Annotated in this window: 14 protein-coding genes; 5 read left to right on the top strand and 9 right to left on the bottom strand. The window is 44.6% G+C overall.

Annotated elements, in window-relative coordinates:
* Window positions 1–24: 24 nt before the first annotated feature.
* The 8 genes from ACXACS_RS19540 to pilM form a co-directional block, all read right to left on the bottom strand.
* Window positions 25–1,542, bottom strand: a complete 1,518-nt coding sequence (locus tag ACXACS_RS19540) for an SPOR domain-containing protein (protein ID WP_474809087.1) — start codon at window positions 1,540–1,542, stop codon at window positions 25–27.
* Window positions 1,543–1,663: 121 nt separating this feature from the next.
* On the bottom strand, window positions 1,664–2,731 hold the full coding sequence (gene aroB, locus ACXACS_RS19535) for a 3-dehydroquinate synthase (protein ID WP_474809085.1): 1,068 nt from the start codon (window positions 2,729–2,731) through the stop codon (window positions 1,664–1,666).
* Between the two features lie 30 nt (window positions 2,732–2,761).
* Window positions 2,762–3,277 (bottom strand): shikimate kinase AroK, encoded by a 516-nt coding sequence (gene aroK, locus ACXACS_RS19530; RefSeq protein WP_118490478.1) that lies wholly within the window; start codon window positions 3,275–3,277, stop codon window positions 2,762–2,764.
* A gap of 269 nt (window positions 3,278–3,546) precedes the next feature.
* Window positions 3,547–5,322: a type IV pilus secretin PilQ gene (locus tag ACXACS_RS19525; RefSeq protein ID WP_474809083.1), complete on the bottom strand. Its 1,776-nt coding sequence runs from the start codon at window positions 5,320–5,322 to the stop codon at window positions 3,547–3,549.
* A gap of 2 nt (window positions 5,323–5,324) precedes the next feature.
* Window positions 5,325–5,852, bottom strand: a complete 528-nt coding sequence (locus ACXACS_RS19520) for a pilus assembly protein PilP (protein ID WP_474809081.1) — start codon at window positions 5,850–5,852, stop codon at window positions 5,325–5,327.
* A complete protein-coding gene (locus ACXACS_RS19515) occupies window positions 5,849–6,460 on the bottom strand; it encodes a type IV pilus inner membrane component PilO (RefSeq protein ID WP_474809079.1) in 612 nt (203 codons plus the stop codon). Before ACXACS_RS19515 ends, ACXACS_RS19520 begins: the two co-directional genes overlap by 4 nt.
* Before the next feature lie 2 nt (window positions 6,461–6,462).
* Window positions 6,463–7,041: a PilN domain-containing protein gene (locus ACXACS_RS19510; protein WP_474809078.1), complete on the bottom strand. Its 579-nt coding sequence runs from the start codon at window positions 7,039–7,041 to the stop codon at window positions 6,463–6,465.
* Window positions 7,029–8,096, bottom strand: coding sequence for a type IV pilus assembly protein PilM (pilM, locus tag ACXACS_RS19505; RefSeq protein WP_474809076.1), 1,068 nt, complete (start codon window positions 8,094–8,096; stop codon window positions 7,029–7,031). Before pilM ends, ACXACS_RS19510 begins: the two co-directional genes overlap by 13 nt.
* Before the next feature lie 136 nt (window positions 8,097–8,232).
* Here pilM and ACXACS_RS19500 point away from each other — a divergent pair, with 136 nt between their 5' ends.
* The 4 genes from ACXACS_RS19500 to yghU all read left to right on the top strand — a co-directional run bounded on the left by ACXACS_RS19500 (window position 8,233) and on the right by yghU (window position 14,369).
* On the top strand, window positions 8,233–10,896 hold the full coding sequence (locus ACXACS_RS19500; protein WP_474809075.1) for a penicillin-binding protein 1A: 2,664 nt from the start codon (window positions 8,233–8,235) through the stop codon (window positions 10,894–10,896).
* A gap of 78 nt (window positions 10,897–10,974) precedes the next feature.
* Window positions 10,975–12,666: an NAD-dependent malic enzyme gene (locus tag ACXACS_RS19495; RefSeq protein WP_474809073.1), complete on the top strand. Its 1,692-nt coding sequence runs from the start codon at window positions 10,975–10,977 to the stop codon at window positions 12,664–12,666.
* 307 nt (window positions 12,667–12,973) lie between these two features.
* Window positions 12,974–13,231 (top strand): hypothetical protein, encoded by a 258-nt coding sequence (locus ACXACS_RS19490; protein WP_474809071.1) that lies wholly within the window; start codon window positions 12,974–12,976, stop codon window positions 13,229–13,231.
* Window positions 13,232–13,511: 280 nt separating this feature from the next.
* Window positions 13,512–14,369, top strand: a complete 858-nt coding sequence (gene yghU, locus ACXACS_RS19485) for a glutathione-dependent disulfide-bond oxidoreductase (protein ID WP_179982168.1) — start codon at window positions 13,512–13,514, stop codon at window positions 14,367–14,369.
* A 136-nt stretch (window positions 14,370–14,505) separates the two neighbouring features.
* Here yghU and ACXACS_RS19480 read toward each other — a convergent pair whose 3' ends face one another.
* Window positions 14,506–15,033, bottom strand: a complete 528-nt coding sequence (locus ACXACS_RS19480; RefSeq protein ID WP_474809069.1) for a hypothetical protein — start codon at window positions 15,031–15,033, stop codon at window positions 14,506–14,508.
* Between the two features lie 509 nt (window positions 15,034–15,542).
* Between ACXACS_RS19480 and ACXACS_RS19475 the strand changes: the two genes are divergently transcribed.
* The gene (locus ACXACS_RS19475; protein WP_474809067.1) at window positions 15,543–17,018 is read left to right on the top strand and encodes a catalase; all 1,476 of its coding nucleotides are present in this window, start codon (window positions 15,543–15,545) and stop codon (window positions 17,016–17,018) included.
* Window positions 17,019–17,038 lie beyond the last annotated feature (20 nt).

The following is a 17,038-nucleotide window of genomic DNA, read 5'->3' as shown; positions in this document are numbered from 1 at the left end:
AGGTGCTTTTGACTTTGAATCGGCTTAATTTTGCGCTTTATCTATTTCAGCTAGGATCTGACTACCTCGCTTTATAAACGCATTTTGTCTGCCTGGATATTCAGGTAACGCTGCGCGAGTTTGCTGTGCTTGTGATAGTGAGGGATAAACTTCTCGGAACACAACCACAAACCAATCGCCGCCGTAGCGTTTAGTTTTATAAATGTGGGTTTGCTCTACAAGATTGTTGTCACGCAAGAACGCATTGAGCACCGATTCGCTTTTCATGGCTAACATTTGAATGGCGTAATCGTTAGCGTCAATCCATTGGTTTGCTTGCAGTGATGTTTGGTTCACATTTTCGTTTCTTAGCGCCGTATCAGTGCTTTGCGTGTTCGTTAGTGCTGTTTGTGTATTCTCTGCAGCCGTTTGCTCAGTACTTTCACCTCGACTAGCCTCGACAGAGGAAGAGTTACTGCTTTGCGCCCTTGAAGTAATACTACTATTGTCGCCTTCTGTTTCAGACAAAGAACCTGCATCAGGTAATGAGGATACTGCGCTTTCCCAGTCGGTAATTAGCGAGTCATTCTCTGCTATTTCGTTTTCCACTGGCTTATCAAGGGTTGATTGACCGGTTAGCTCAGGTGGTGCACTTGGTGTCGAGACAATTTCCACATTACCGGTTTGTGCGCTTACGTCACTTTGCATTTCAGCAACGGTGACTTCTCTGCTTTTTTTCTCGCCGGTATTGAGGCTTTCGTCACCATCGCCGTCAGCAATTAGCTTGTTATAGGCTGAACCTGGTTCAACCTGATTTTCCTTAGTTTCAACAGTTTGCTGGCTAATAGGAGAGAAAATTGATGCGAGCTTTTCACCGTACTGCCAATAAATAAGGCCAGAGAATGTGGCTAGAAACACCAGAGCTACACCAGCATAAAACCATTTTGTTTTTAGCGGGTTAGTGAATGTCTTAGTATTTTCACGCTGTCTATTTTCTAAATGAGCCTGAAACGCTTCTCTTCGGGAAGCTATCATTTTATCGAGATCTGACTCGTAATTAGGCTGCTCGCTAATCACAGACTGGCTGCTAATAATAAGCGGTGTTTCAGTATTTTTAGCTGGAAGCCATTGTTTAGCGCGCTCAGCCCATGCGTTATTTGCAAATAAAAGCACATTTAAATGCTGTTTGTTTCCAGCAAATCGACTTTGTAATACCAAATCCCACAGTTCTTGTAACAGTGCATCAGGAAGGTTATGGGCTTGGGTGATAGAAATTAGAATTGGGCCTTCGTGGCTATTCAAATCAGAAAGTAACTCATTGAGGGGACGAACAAAGCTTCCCACTACTTGACCGAGCAGCTGCCGACAAAGCTGTCTACGATAGTCAGAAGGGTCCATATTATCTTGCGCGGTCAAATACGCAATTTCGGTATCGTCGTGCTGTTGAAAGACAAAGGCTTCAAGGGTTTTTTGTTGTTGAGCAATAGACTCACCGCTGACAAAGATCAGCTGAGAGGAATAGTTAACCAGATATTCCAAACGTTCATGCAGTTCACTTTGCATGGGAGTTTGCCCTTATTCAACGTTGCTTTAAAACTAGTCTAGCAACGGACCTTATTCTCAGCTTCCCAAATCTCGGGAATAATGAAAGGGCACGCTGCCAGTTTGTCGTGAACGCGATTGATTAAGAGAGAATGTCAGTAAGGATGGCGTCGGTGACGTCTTTAGTAACAACCGCTTTGCCAATGCCTTGAGGAAGTACAAATCGAATACTGCCGGCTTCCACTTTCTTATCGCGCTTCATGTGCTTAACATAGTCGTCTTTCGTCATGCTACTAGGCCCTGCAATAGGCAGTGCAAAAGCTTCAAATAGCGCTGTCACGCGTCGTGTTTCTGACGCTTCAAACCATGTTAATGCTTCAGCAGCTTTACAAGCAATTATAGTACCAGCGGCTACCGCTTCGCCGTGTAGCCAGTTACCATAGCCTTGTTCGGCTTCAATGGCGTGACCGAAGGTATGGCCAAGATTAAGAATGGCGCGTAAGCCACCTTCCCGTTCGTCTTTCGCAACAACGTCTGCTTTTATTTCGCAGCAGCGAGAAATGGCGTAAGTAAGGATTTCAGTATCAAGTGACTTAAGTGCATTAACGTTTTCTTCAAGCCACGTAAAAAACGGGGCGTCGTAAATAATGCCGTATTTAATAACTTCTGCCATACCAGCAGCGAATTCTCTTGGGGGGAGTGTTGCCAGCGAGTCGGTATCGATAGCAACATAAACAGGTTGGTAGAACGCACCAATCATGTTTTTACCTAGAGGGTGGTTTACCGCTGTTTTCCCGCCTACCGAGGAATCAACTTGGGAAAGCAGGGTAGTGGGCACTTGAATAAAAGGTACACCGCGTTGGTAAGTCGCTGCAACGAAGCCTGTGAGGTCTCCTATCACACCACCGCCAAGGGCAATCAGCGTTGTATCTCTTGCTGCATTAAGCTCGAGAAGACGGGTCATGACCACTTCGAACTGTTCTAAATTCTTATACTGTTCGCCGTCTGGCAGAATAATGGTTTCAACTTGAACGTCACCACATGCTGCTTTAGCGGTTTCTAAGTAAAGGGGCGCAACGGTCTCGTTTGTTACGATAACCGCCAGCGGGCCTTTTATGTAGGCACTAAAAAGGCCGGGTTGCGAAAGCAGCCCAGCCTCTATCTGTATAGGATAGCTACGTTCTCCAAGTTCCACAGTTAAGGTTGACATTGGCGTAGCACCTCCTATTACATATTTAATTTATAGACCGATTTTACTGATAATTTGATTTGCTACAGCACGCGCACTTTGGTCGTCTGTATCAACAATGTAATCAGCTACTTCTTCGTAAAGCGGGTTGCGCATTTCTGCAAGATCGCGAAGAACTTGTTCTGGATCTTCGTTTTGTAGCAAAGGACGACGTTTGTCGCGTTGTGTACGTGCAACTTGCTTATCGATTGTGGTTTGAAGGTAAACAACAATGCCGCGAGCAGATAAACGATTACGCACCGCTTTAGTTACAATAGAACCGCCGCCAGTGGCAAGTACAATACCTTGCTTATCTGTCAAATCGTTAATGACGTTCTCTTCACGATTGCGGAAACCGTCTTCGCCTTCTAAGTCGAAGATCCAAGCGATATCTGCACCTGTACGGCGCTCAATTTCCTGATCCGAATCAAAAAAATCTAGGTGAAGTTCGTCTGCCAGATGTCTACCGATGGTACTTTTGCCAGCACCCATTGGGCCAACTAAAAAGATATTACGTTTTTCAGCCATATTTGCTTATATCACAACTTAATCATGTTAGGGGCAGTGCACTGTTGCCTTACCAGCCTACCCATTGACTCGTGCCTATTTAGTGTCCAATAAGCACCACTCCTTAAACCTCGCTTAAATTTCGAGGCGGGGATTATCTCAGTTTCATGCAAGGCGATGCAAGTTTTGTTACTAACAAATAGCGTATACCTGTAAATTTAGTTACAAAAAAAGCCTTAAAACAAAAAAAGCGCATTAAAATGCGCGTTTTTTGGGAGGTGAAATTTTACTTATGGCCTTTCAGTTACAATTTTAGGTGTAACAAAGATAAGTAGCTCTCGCTTCTGTTGAAGCTGCGAGGTATTTCTAAATAAAGCGCCTATAAAAGGTAAATCACCAAATAAAGGTACCTTTGATACGCCGTCTGAACTGGTCTGTTGGAAAATTCCGCCAAGTACGATAGTTTCACCATTTTCTACCAATACCTGGGTTTTGATTTCTTGGGTATCTATGGCTACCGCATCACCGGTTGATGTAGACACAGTCTCACCGCGGGTGTCTTGGGTTACAACTAAATCCAAAATTATGCGATTGTCTGGCGTAATGTGCGGAGTAACTTTAAGCGATAGGACGGCCTTTTTGAATTCTACCGATGTTGCACCGCTCGACGTTGCTTGAACATAAGGAATTTCCGTACCTTGTTCAATATACGCTTCGTGCTGATTAGCCACGGTAATACGAGGGCTTGCAATAATTTCACCCTTGTTCTCTGATTCCAGCGCAGAAAGTTCAAGATCGAGAATGGTACCGTCTACTAAACTTGCAATTTGAAAGCCGATACTTCCCGCTGCGCTGGTCACTGGAAGGTTCACATTAAGACGGTTATCAATGCTAGGCACCACCCCTCCGGCAATGGTATCGGCCGCTTCAAGGGTGCCTGATACGCCGTTATCATCCTGGCGGTCGCTGAAGCCCCACCGAACGCCTAACTGCTCGTCAACATCATCAAGTACAGTAACCATGCGACTCTCTATCAGCACTTGCTTCACGGGAATATCTAAAGCATTGATGGTTTTTCTAGCTTCATCAATAGACGCTAAGGTATCGCGAATAAGTAATGTATTGGTTCGTTCATCCACGGTAACGCCGCCACGATCGGAAAGGATTCCACCTTCGGTAGATTTCAATATAGTGGCTAACGCTGTGGCTTTAGCATAGTTAACCGAAATATTTACCGTATGTAGTGGGGCTAAATCCGACACTTGTTTCTTAGACTGAAGCGCTTGTGTTTCGCGTGCAGATAATTCTTCGGCAGGCGCAATCAACAAGATATTGCCCTCTAAACGCTTGTCTAAGCCTTTAACGCGTAAAATCATATCTAGCGCCTGATCCCACGGCACGCCAGATAAGCTAATAGTGACGTTGCCTGAAACTGTGTCCGTTGTGACTAAGTTAAAACCGTTTACCTGCGCGATAATTTGTAGAACCTGCCTTACAGGAACATCTTGAAAGTCTAGAGAAATCGGGTCGCCTGTGTATTGTTGCTCTGCGTCCAACGCTTCTTGTTGCTCGATGTCCATCGGCGAAATTGCTACGCGTAGTACACTGTCTTTTACCGTATTCTTAACGGTAACTTGGCCAGAGTAGTTAATCTCAATACGTGCATCATTTTCATCTTCAAAGGTTTCGATGGTTGAAACAACAGTGCCAAAATCGGCCACGCTAAGCTCAACGAGCTGATCTTCAGCTAAAGCGGTATTGGTGAGCGTAAGAGACACTTTTCCCTGCGATTCAATAAGCTGCACTTTGGGAGCTGTACCAACGAACTCCACTAAGGTTACTGCCGTACTATTGGGCGCTTGGGTAAAGTCTATATTCGTAACCGTAGTAGTAGGCGCCGTTTCATTTTGTTTAGCGTTAGGGTCTACTAATAGAGGCTCTTGTGCTCTAACGGGGTGAGACACCAAAAAAGTAAATGAGAATATTGCAGCGACAGCAAAAGCCAGCCAATACCATCTAGGTGCTCTTCGAGTGAGAGACTTATTAAAAATGTATCGTTCGGCCATGCTTACTCTCCCGCCTTCGATGCTGTAGTCATTGTTGTTGTTTTCCTTTGCCAGCAGCCTGCACCATCAGGTAATAATTGTTCAATAGTAATTGAGTCGGTGCTAATTTGCATAATTTTGCCATAAAACAGCCCGATACGACTCCCTACTTTAGCTTTATGTAACGCGCCATCGTTGCTTTTTAATAATGCCCACTTTTCCCCCTTAACGGCAAAGTTGCCAGCAAGTGCAAGGGCATCTACACCATAAGCCTCCAATGCTTCCTTAGTGCGTTGAAAGTTGGGTTGTAGACAGTTTTCTACCCTTGCTTTAGCTACCGGCGCCGTATTCTTTCGCGGTCGGTCGAACGGGCTTCTAAGCGTGCTCGCAGTGTAGCTAAATGGTGGGTGTGTTTTAAATTCTGGGTAGGGCTCTATTTGAGGCTGTGCTCGCTCCTTAACACTTTGTGTGTAGGCCTGAAGATCGTCAAGCTTAGGCGAACAGCCTGTTATAAGTAGTAAAATTAAAAGAGATAAAAGCGAACGAATCATTGTTCATCTCCTTCAACATCTGAAGCATTTTCAGAACGATAGGTTTTAGCTTGCAATTTAAGAGACAAGCCGCCTACTTCGCGCTTAATATCAAAGTCATGTAGCGTAACAATACGGGGTAAGTCGGCCACTTTAGACACGAATTCGCCGAAGTCATGATAACCTCCGCTTACTTCCATTTCGATAGGGAGCTCGGTGTAGAATTCCTTTGGTACTTCTTGCTGCCAGTTAAGGAGTTCAAACGTCAGCCCAGCTGACGTACCCACATATGTGATGTCGTCAAGCAGTCCTGGCGTTTCGTTACTGGTTGGCAGACTTTTAAGCATAGAAGAGAAGTCTTCCTTTATCTTCGCAAGTTGCTCTTCATACGCTTCTAAATTAGCCGCAATGCGGTATTTAGCCTCAAACTGCAGTTTCAGCTCTTGCTCCTTTAGCTCGGCGGCATCCATAATCGGTAGTTTGGGGCTTACCAAGGTGTAGTAGCTTATTGCACCTACCAATATGGCAAGAAACGCAGCGACAACTATGCGGACTTCGTTCGGCCAAATTGCGATTTGTTCAAAGTCGAGTTCGTTGAGTTCTTTTAGTTTCGAGACATCAAACTTCATGATTACTTCGCCTCACTACTGACAATTTCTAAGGTAGCAACGTTCGGGTTTATCGAAAACGTAAGCGTAAAGTTGCTAATCGCTCTAGCCGCACTGCTGTCAGATTTTATGGTAGAAAGCTCTGCGCCCACGAATACTTTTGAATTATCTAGTGCGCGCATAAAATCTGATAAGCGGTTGTTTGAGTCGCTAATCCCTTCTATCGTGATGATGTTATTGGTTCTTGTCATAGATTCGAAAGCCACCCCTTGGGGGACCAGCTTGGCAAGCTCATCAAATACAATAGGGGCGACGTTACGGTTTGCTTGTAGTTGCTCAATGAGTGCCATACGCTGCTCAACCGCGCTCTTTCTTTCTTTTACTTTTTTAATCTCACCAATTTGCGCATCAAGAACAGCAATTTCGCGTTCAAGGTATTGGTTACGTGAGTTTTGGTTATTAATCTGCTGGTCGATAGCTTGACCAATAAACCAAAAAATTAAGCCCACAATAGCGGCAACCGCAACTAGGCCTGCCAAGTATTGTTGCTTTTGATGTTGGCGCTGCTTTTCTCGCCAAGGCAGTAAATTTACATGTGCCATGGCGTAAAGCTCCGGCTCGCCAGACCCGCTGCTATTGCAAGCTGAGGTGCAATTTTACTAAGTCGTGCAGTATCGAGTTTTGGGTTTATAGTCATATTACTAAATGGGTTGAAGCAATCTACTTCAAGGCCTAAGTCTTGTTTCAGAATGTCTACCAGTGGTTCGATGGTCGCTGCGCCACCACTCAACAGAATTTTCTTTGGTCGTTCAGCATGCAAGGTGCTCATGTACATCTGAAGAGCGCGGTTAATATTCTGCTGAAGGTTAGCTGCAAAAATGGGAAGGGTGTCTTCTACCCAATTGCCTGAAAGCGTCCCGTCTAGTAACTGACGCTCTGCCACCTCTCTTTCGACCATATGGATGGCACTAATATCATTGATCAGTTGGTTAAGCCCAAATGCATGCTCTTTCGTGTAAATCACATCACCGTTTTTAATCACGCATATTTGAAGCAACGAGGCGCCCACATTTATACAGCAAAGTGGCTCATCTTCAGCTTGCGGAGTGTGGAAAAAATCCAATGCATTGCCAATAGCGTAATTTTCCATATCAACAATCTTAGGCTCGAAGTTAGCTTCTCTTGCTAGCAATAACCTACTGTCGACGAGATCTTTATGAGCGGCCGTTAATAAAACATTGACCTTACCAGTGTGAGTCGCGCTTGGCCCCATTTCTTCAAAATCTAAATAGACTTCTTCAAGGGGGTAGGGAATAAGACTGTCTGCTTCTATCTCTATTTGATTTTCAAGGTCGTAATCATTTTGCTCAGGGTCCATATAGACTGTTTTGCTAATAACGGACGTGCCTGCCACCGCGACATTTGCCAGCTTTAACTTTGTTTTTAACGATTTACGGATTTTTTTTAGCGCAACGCTAACCGATTCATAATCTTTAATATCTCGCTCTGAAAAAGCGATCTTTGAGATGGGTTCGCAGGCATACCCTTGAAGGACGAACCCGTCTTTTGATTGTTCTAGCCACACCGCTTTTATTTGACGCGTGCCTATGTCTAAGCCCACAATGGGCGGCAGCTTTTTTTGGAACAGCGATTTCATTTACAAGTGTCCAGTTTCAAAGGTAGTTGCTCTAAAGTACAATATTACTCTATTAGTATTGTGCGTATGGTTCTACAGATAACACATACGTATAGAATATACGTCATTTCAACAAAATGTCTTGGTATCCGTTACAGTGAAGTACATTAAACCACTTATTTTATTTAGCTTTCTATCAGGCCTTCTTGGTTTTGCAGCACTGGTAGGTATTTACTTTTATATCAAACCTGACCTACCAAGTGTTACTGTACTTAAGGATGTACAACTGCAAACCCCTATGCAGATATACACTAAAGACGGAAAACTTATTTCACAATATGGAGTTAAACGGCGGATCCCAGTAAAACTTGAGGAAGTTCCGCAAGAATTAATTGACGCCATACTGGCTACTGAAGATAGCCGCTTCTACGAACATCACGGCATTGACCCCATTGGTATTGTACGTGCTGCAGTAAGTCTAGTACTTACGGGCGAAAAGCGTCAGGGCGCAAGTACATTAACCATGCAGCTAGCAAGAGGGTTCTTTCTTAGTCGTGAAAAGACCTACATTCGAAAAATTAAAGAAATTTTCATTGCGCTGCACATGGAGCAAGAGCTTTCCAAACAAGAAATATTAGAGCTGTACCTAAACAAAATTGAGTTAGGGCACAGGGCGTTTGGATTCGGTGCTGCGGCCCAAGTGTATTATGGCAAACCGCTAGGCGAGCTTTCTCTAGCCCAAATTGCCACTATTGCTGGTCTGCCCAAAGCTCCCTCGTTACTTAATCCCGTAAGCGGGCCAGAGCGTTCGGTTGAGCGTCGACGTGTTGTACTTCTTCGAATGTTAGATGAAGAATACATAACCAAAGCCCAGTTCGATGAAGCGGCTAATGCGCCAGTTACAGCGAAGAAACACGGCGCTGAAATTGAAGTTGATGCGCCATATTTAGCAGATACCATTTACAATGAAATGGTAGAAATTTATGGAAAAGAAGAAGCGGAAACGGGCGGTTACCAGGTTTACGCTACAGCAACTTCTGATCTGCAACTTGCGGCACAACGCGCAGTGGTGAGAAACCTTCATGATTACGATGAGCGTCATGGGTATAAAGGCCCGTTGGGATACTTATGGGATATTCCTAAGCAAGAAGGTAAAGATGACGTCATTCCCCAGCTTTCCTTAAGCTTTGACGTAAGTAATAAAACAACACGAGAAGAGTGGAACAACGAATCACTCATGCGTGTGCTTGAAGAAATTCCTCATATCAAACCCTTATTACCGTCTGTAGTTACCAAGGTAAATGAACAGTCGATAGATGTGCTTGCCGTTGATGGAAGAACCATTACGGTAGAGTGGGACGGCTTGGACTGGGCTCGTCGCTACATTACGGATTTTAGGCAGGGTAGTGACCCTAAAACCGCCTCAGATGTAACCCAAGAAGGCGCAGTAATTTATATCAGGCAGCAAGAAGGGCAGTGGCGTATTGCGCAAATTCCAGAAGTAAGCGGTGCCTTTATTGCGCTTAATCCTCAAAATGGCGCTGTTGAAGCTGTGGTTGGCGGCTATAGCTTTTACCAAAGTCAATTTAATAGGGCGACCCAGGCAAAACGACAGGTGGGTTCGAATATTAAGCCTTTTGTTTATTCAGCAGCAATAGACAGTGGTTACACACTCGCGTCAATTATAAACGATGCGCCTATAAACCAATGGAATGCCGCTACCGGCGTTGCTTGGCGACCGCAAAATTCACCAGCAGAGTACGATGGCCCAATTAGGATGCGCAAAGCCTTGGGCAAATCTAAAAACGTGGTATCGGTTCGTTTACTTCGTGGTGTTGGTCTAAGAGAAACGGCAGATTATTTAACCCGATTTGGTTTTAATAAAGACGACATTCCATTAGATGAAACCGTATCTCTTGGCTCGAGTTCACACACCCCACTTGAAGTCGTAAGAGGTATGTCGGTCATCGCGAACGGCGGTTACTTAGTAAACCCTCATTTCATTAGCAAGGTGCTTGACGAAAACGGCGATGAACTTTGGAAAGCAAACCCTGTGTGGGCATGTAATCGTTGCGAAAACCAAAGCGAGCAAGAAATGCTGCCTGAAGACGAAGAAGCGGATATTGAAGCCTTGCTAGCCGCTGAGTTAAACCAAGATATCTTACTAGGTGACGCCGACCTTGATGAAAACACTGAAAAAGCGATAGCGCCTCGGGTCATTACGGCTCAAAATGCCTTCTTAGTTTCAGAGATGATGCGTACGGCTGTTCGAGCAAATGGAAATTGGAGCAAAAAGACCTATTGGTTAGGCACAGGTTGGCGTGCTCGAAACATCCTACAGCGTACTGATATTGCTGGTAAAACAGGTACTACCAACGACTCTCGCGATACCTGGTTTAGTGGCTTCCATAAGGACTTAGTGGCAACAACCTGGGTTGGGTTCGACAATATGGGCCGTCAACTGGGACGTGCCACACGTAATCAAAATTTGATTAATAAGGACCCTGAGAAGTTCAACTGGATTGGTAACGCTTTGATTGGTATCGAAGATGGCGCGAAAGCGGCGGAGCCTGCATGGATAAGATTTATGCAGCACGCCCTTGAAAATAAACCGCATACGCCTATGCCCGTACCAGAGAATATAGTGCGTGTTCGCATTGATCGTACCAGTGGAAAGTTGACCAGACGTACAGACCATACGACACTATTCGAATACTTCCTGCAAGGTACGGAACCAACCACTTACGTTCGCGATGACGAAGTGTTGGATCCTGCCACGCAGGACAAGACTACCGCGCCAGAGCCAGAAGAAATATTCTAATTATAAAAAAGCACGCTGTGTGCGTGCTGCTTTAGGCGAAGGCGATGTATTTGCCCTGAACTCATTATCGGAAAACCAATGTCAGAAGATTCACAGCGATATCTTTATATTCCTCATGCCGGCCCTTCACTGCTGGAAACACCCCTACTGAATAAAGGCAGTGCCTTCACTGCACGTGAGCGTGCGGCCTTTAACTTAACTGGTCTAGTGCCTCCACGGTATGAAACGATTGAAGAGCAGGTTGAGCGTGCTTATATGCAGTACAGCAGCTTTGACGAAGCACTAAACAAGCATATTTATCTGCGCGCTATTCAAGATAACAACGAAACCTTGTTTTATCGTCTCATTCAAAAGCACATCGATGAAATGATGCCTATCATCTACACCCCAACTGTAGGTGATGCATGCGAACAGTTTTCTGACATTTATCGCAGTTCACGCGGCTTGTTTGTGTCTTATGAAGAACGTCATCAGCTAGATGACATCGTTCGCAATGCGACAAAGCGCAAAGTGAAAGTGATTGTTGTGACTGACGGTGAGCGCATTCTAGGCTTGGGTGACCAAGGTATAGGTGGTATGGGCATTCCTATCGGAAAGCTATCGCTTTACACCGCTTGCGGGGGAATTAGCCCTGCGTACACTTTACCAGTGATGTTAGACGTTGGTACTAACAACGAAAAACTGCTTAATGACCCTATGTACATGGGCGCGCGCCACCCGCGTATAGGGCAGGAAGAGTACGACGAATTTGTTGATATGTTTATCAATGCGGTGAAGCGACGCTGGCCTGACGTGATGATTCAATTTGAAGATTTTGCACAGCCAAATGCTATGCCGCTATTAAACCGCTATCGCAACGACGTGTGCTGTTTTAACGACGATATTCAAGGCACCGCTGCAGTTACTCTTGGCACTATTCTGGCGGCGTGTAAAACCAAGCAGCAAAAGCTAAGAGACATGAAAGTTGTGTTCGTTGGGGCGGGCTCTGCGGGCTGTGGTATTGCTGAAATGCTAATTCAGCAAATGGTATTCGAAGGCCTTACCGACGAACAAGCGCGTAAGCAAGTGTTTATGATTGACCGTTTTGGTTTGGTAACTGAAGGCATGGAAGGTTTGCGCGACTTTCAACAAAAACTTCAGCAGAAGAATGCCGATTTGGCAGATTGGACATTCAGCGGTGACTACGCCTCTTTGTTAGATGTGATGCACTGCGCGAAACCAGACGTACTTATTGGTGTTTCAGGTCAGCCAGGCCTATTCACTGAGCAAGTTATCCGTGCCATGAAGCAAGGTTGTGAACTGCCGATTATCTTCCCGTTAAGCAACCCTTCTCGCCAGGTTGAAGCGCGTCCAGAGCAAGTAATTGAATGGACCGAAGGTGAGGTTATTATTGCAACCGGGAGCCCGTTTAAGCCTGTTGAGTACAATGGCAATGTCATCCCTATTGCTCAGTGTAATAACTCTTATATTTTCCCTGGTATTGGTCTTGGTGTTGTTGCATCAAAAGCGAAGTTAATTAGCGATGAAATGCTAATGGCAGCAAGTAATGCTCTGGCGGCAGCGTCGCCATTAGTCAACACCGGTCAAGGTTCATTATTGCCACCACTTGCAGCTATCGCGGAAATTAGCCGTGAAATCGCTTTTGAAGTAGGAAAAGTAGCGATGGAGCAGGGGCTAGCCTTGGAAATGTCTGACGACGCACTGCGCGCCAGCATTGAGCGAAACTTCTGGAAAGCTGAATATCGCCCTTATAAGCGGGTAAGTATTTAATCTGCACAAAACTTTAAAAAAGCAGGTGAAACCTGCTTTTTTTGTGCCTGTTGATTACGTTCACACTAATAATTCTGTACCACTAGCAGGCATAACCAAACGCAATCTGTTTGGTTTTTATCCACCTTTCGGAATAATCGTTAACCAATGTAGAATGGTGTTGCCTATGCGCAACATTTCCTTCATTTCTCTTATTCACTTTACCATCTATTTCTTATTAAGATTCTGATATTTAAAGATTAATTTTAATTGGCACAATGATTGATACTCCTCTTATCAGTTACACAAGGAGCAAGAGATGTTATTGATGACAAAGTTAAAAAACAAGGTAAGTCCTTTCTGTGCGCGAGTTATTAAGCGCTCATTCTCTACGTCGTTAGTTATGGCAGCGCTTGCAACACTTTCTGCTTGTGATGCAACTAACGTTGATGCTGTATCACATGATGTAAAGGCTACGGAAAAAGCTATCGAACCTGCTTCGAAAAGCCCAGTTGATGAACAAAGTGAAATGTTTGTTTACTTGGATGAATCCGACCTAATTGACGCCTACTACAAGGTTAAGTAACTCGAAATTATACGTTTACATGCTATCGATATAGCCACCGTTTCTGCTGTTAAATCTTATCGGTGGGTATCGATTAGTACCAGTTTGCGGGCAATGGACTGCTCGCCTTTTATTATTAAAGCCGTGCTTTGTATCTCTGCAAAGTGCGGCTTTTTTTATGTCAGTAACCGTATATCTCCGTTTATTAGTCGACAGTGATGAGCTATAAGTCTTTAAATGCTGTTCTTAATAGCTATGTATTGCAGTAACTTAATAAATAAAGAAACTATAAGGATTTGCTATGTCGACAGAAGATAACTACACACCGCCAGAAGTTTGGACCCAAGCTGAAGATGATGGTAACAAGTGGGCAAGTATTAATCGTCCTGTGTCTGGCGCTACCCACGAAAAGGATCGTCCGAGTGGCGAACATGGTTTGCAGCTTTACTCGTTAGCCACGCCTAACGGTCAGAAAGTGACTATCATGCTAGAAGAGCTGTTGGCAGCAGGTGTAAGTGAAGCAGAGTACGACGCTTGGCTTATAAATATTGGTGAGGGCGAGCAGTTTTCTTCAGGGTTTGTTGACGTAAACCCCAACAGTAAAATTCCGGCAATGGTCGATACTACAACGTCACCAGAAACCAAGCTTTTTGAATCCGGTTCAATTTTGGTTTACCTGGCAGAAAAGTTCGGTAAGTTCATACCGCAAGACGCCCATGCTAAAGCAGAGTGTTTCAACTGGCTATTTTGGCAGGTAGGTTCGGCGCCTTACTTAGGTGGCGGTTTCGGACACTTCTATAGCTATGCACCTTACCCAATGGAATATCCTATCAATCGCTTTACTATGGAAACTAAGCGTCAACTAGACGTGCTAGATAAGCACTTAGCAAATAATGAGTTTATGGCGGGAAGTGAATACAGCATTGCAGATATGGCTATATGGCCATGGTACGGCAATTTAGTGCTTGGCAACCTATACGACGCAGCAACGTTTCTTCAAGTACATGAGTACACCAACTTGGTACGATGGGCTAAACAGCTAGAGCAACGAGAAGGCGTCAAACGAGGTCGTATTGTCAACAAAACCTGGGGCGATGACGGCCAGCTAGCAAACCGCCACAGCGCAAAAGATATCGACGACGCCCTCGCTAACACCTAAATAATGGGGTCAGAGTACATTACTCAAATGACGGGGTCAGAGTACTTTAGTTATGTTTGTCATCTTTTTAGCATCAGAATGGCTAAGGAGGGGGATAGACAAAAAGCGAGATCAAAAAGTACTCTGACCCCAATTTTCAAATGAGTTCTGCCACACTCTTTAAATAGGCTTGTTGAAGTGGTGTGAAATCCCACTCATTCAGGGCCTCATTAAATTCAAAGTTGCCCACACGGCCTCGCCAGCGTTCGTTAGGCGCTGCAGACCAGTTTTTCATATACACTAACTTTCCATGCAGGCAATGTAACACTTCAAGTTTTGGTGCTTCTGCCGCACTGTAAGTTACATGCTCAGAGACAATAGCGCCTTCTTCACAGTCTTGGTCAAAAAATACAAAACCCCGGTACCCTCCCTTTTCGGTAATGGTAACGAGTGATGCATATTCTTTACTCTCGGACACTTTTCTCAGCGCCGGCAAATAGCCATCAACTCGCTTAATCTGAAGCCCTTTTGATTTGTTATGCCATTGCCAACCTGAACTGCCCATAAAAGTTAACTCGTTGTTTTTATTGTTAATACGCCAAAGCGTTTCAAAGGTATTCCAAGACGCAAAGGCAATGATGCACAACATTATAAAACCGGTGATGAATATGAGTGGCTTTGTCATGGCACAAGCCCCTAGTAGATTACGAATGTTTAGTTCTTTGCTACGAAAAAAGCACAATGCTAGACCTTCATTGCAAAAAAGTAATTCGCTTTACCTTATTTCTGTATAGCTTTTTTGACTTCCGTTAACCAACGCTTGAGCCCAAAAAATCCATCGGACCTGTAAGCTTAATCAACTATCCACGATGCCAAACAATAGCGATGAGTAGCTTTCGCTCCTTCCAGTTATACAAAGCTCGCCGACGCTTACCCTCATCGAACGATGTTCCAGCAGCAAAAACGGATATACAAAAAATTCACCTAACGATAAGTGTTTTAGCGTGATTTAAAAACACGATTATCATTATCTATTTTGTTTACTTTAATTGTTTGGGTGATTTGGCGATTATCTTTTTAAACGAAAAAGGTGATTAACAAAAACGTTGTTGGTTACTTATGTTATGCCCAGTTTTGGCGAGACAATTAGTAAAGCTAAAAAGAGGGCGAGAAAAGAACTAGAAGGAATTCGCAATGAGTAAGTGTCCATTTTCAGGTACAGCTATAAACCCTACCACGCTAACGTCTAGCAATGGTGCGCCCGTTGCCAATGACAATCAAAGTCGAACCGCGGGTCCTCGCGGCCCAGTTACTTTCGACAACCATTATTTGTTCGAGAAGCTTGCGCACTTTAACCGCGAGCGAATTCCAGAGCGTGTAGTTCACGCCAGAGGTAGCGCAGCGTATGGTACGTTTACACTAACTAAAAGTTTGTCTGATTATACTATTGCCGACTTCTTGCAAAAAGAAGGGCAAAAGACTGATGTGTTCTTGCGATTTTCTACGGTAGGTGGTGGTCAAGATTCAAGTGATTACGCGCGTGACCCACGTGGTTTTTCTGTGAAGTTTTACACCGAACAGGGCAACTGGGATATGGTGGGGAACAACACGCCCGTATTCTTCTTGCGAGACGGCATTAAGTTCCCTGACTTCATACACAGCCAGAAGAAGAACCCACGTACTAACTTGCCAGATCCGCAGGCGGTATATGAGTTTTGGGCAAACAACCCTCAGTCATTACATCAATCAACGATTTTGATGTCTGACCGTGGTATCCCACTTTCCTATCGCCACGTAAATGGCTATAGCTCACATACTTTAAGCTTTTGGAACAATGCAGGTGAGCGCTATTGGGTGAAGTGGCACTTTAAAACTAATCAAGGTATTAAAACGCTCACTAACGAAGAAGCAGCGAAAATGCCTGCCTTTGGTGCGCAACAAGACCTGGTTGAAAGTATTGATAACGGTGATTTCCCAACGTGGACAGTGAACGTGCAGATCATGACCGAAGAGGAAGCCCGCAATTATCATATCAACCCGTTTGATTTGACCAAAATATGGCCACACAGCGATTTCCCATTAATTGAAGTAGGACAGTTGGAGTTGAACCGTAATGTTGATAACTACTTTGCAGAAACTGAGCAAGCAGCGTTCGCGCCGAGCAATTTGGTACCGGGTATTGGTGCATCGCCAGACAGAATGCTTCAAGCGCGACTAATTGGATATCAAGATGCACACCGATACCGCATTGGTGCAAACTACAACCAGATACCGGTAAACGCACCACGTTGTCCAGTACACAATTATCAGCGAGATGGCGCTTTTGCAGGGATTAACCCAGCACTTGCGGGAAGTGGAGCAAACTTCTATCCAAATAACCGTGCTCGCATTGGTGAGCCTGCTGAAATGCCAGAGGTGCACGAGCCACCGATGCCATTAGAGCAAGATGCATGGTTAGACATTTATGATAACCGTGATGAAGACAACTACTCACAGGCAGGTGATCTGTACCGCATTATGAGTGAAGACCAAAAGCAGCAGTTGGTAAACAATATCGCTGATGGTTTAAGCCAAGCGACTCAAGATGTTCAAGAAGCCATGTTCGTTCAATACGACCTAGCAGATAGCGACTACGGGGCTCGTGTTAGAAAGGCGGTAGCCAGCAGATAAAGTAAATGGGGTCAGAGTTA

It is taken from the genome of Alteromonas sp. AWM4_230 (genome assembly GCF_056158305.1).
This window is presented reverse-complemented; position numbering and strand designations above follow the sequence as displayed.

What these genes read in the sequence shown, in the direction of transcription:
- ACXACS_RS19540 (WP_474809087.1), bottom strand. Translation starts at nt 1,542, where the DNA reads ATGCAAAGTGAACTGCATGAACGTTTGGAATATCTGGTTAACTATTCC.
- aroB (WP_474809085.1), bottom strand. Translation starts at nt 2,731, where the DNA reads ATGTCAACCTTAACTGTGGAACTTGGAGAACGTAGCTATCCTATACAG.
- aroK (WP_118490478.1), bottom strand. Translation starts at nt 3,277, where the DNA reads ATGGCTGAAAAACGTAATATCTTTTTAGTTGGCCCAATGGGTGCTGGC.
- ACXACS_RS19525 (WP_474809083.1), bottom strand. Translation starts at nt 5,322, where the DNA reads ATGGCCGAACGATACATTTTTAATAAGTCTCTCACTCGAAGAGCACCT.
- ACXACS_RS19520 (WP_474809081.1), bottom strand. Translation starts at nt 5,852, where the DNA reads ATGATTCGTTCGCTTTTATCTCTTTTAATTTTACTACTTATAACAGGC.
- ACXACS_RS19515 (WP_474809079.1), bottom strand. Translation starts at nt 6,460, where the DNA reads ATGAAGTTTGATGTCTCGAAACTAAAAGAACTCAACGAACTCGACTTT.
- ACXACS_RS19510 (WP_474809078.1), bottom strand. Translation starts at nt 7,041, where the DNA reads ATGGCACATGTAAATTTACTGCCTTGGCGAGAAAAGCAGCGCCAACAT.
- pilM (WP_474809076.1), bottom strand. Translation starts at nt 8,096, where the DNA reads ATGAAATCGCTGTTCCAAAAAAAGCTGCCGCCCATTGTGGGCTTAGAC.
- ACXACS_RS19495 (WP_474809073.1), top strand. Translation starts at nt 10,975, where the DNA reads ATGTCAGAAGATTCACAGCGATATCTTTATATTCCTCATGCCGGCCCT.
- ACXACS_RS19490 (WP_474809071.1), top strand. Translation starts at nt 12,974, where the DNA reads ATGACAAAGTTAAAAAACAAGGTAAGTCCTTTCTGTGCGCGAGTTATT.
- yghU (WP_179982168.1), top strand. Translation starts at nt 13,512, where the DNA reads ATGTCGACAGAAGATAACTACACACCGCCAGAAGTTTGGACCCAAGCT.
- ACXACS_RS19480 (WP_474809069.1), bottom strand. Translation starts at nt 15,033, where the DNA reads ATGACAAAGCCACTCATATTCATCACCGGTTTTATAATGTTGTGCATC.
- ACXACS_RS19475 (WP_474809067.1), top strand. Translation starts at nt 15,543, where the DNA reads ATGAGTAAGTGTCCATTTTCAGGTACAGCTATAAACCCTACCACGCTA.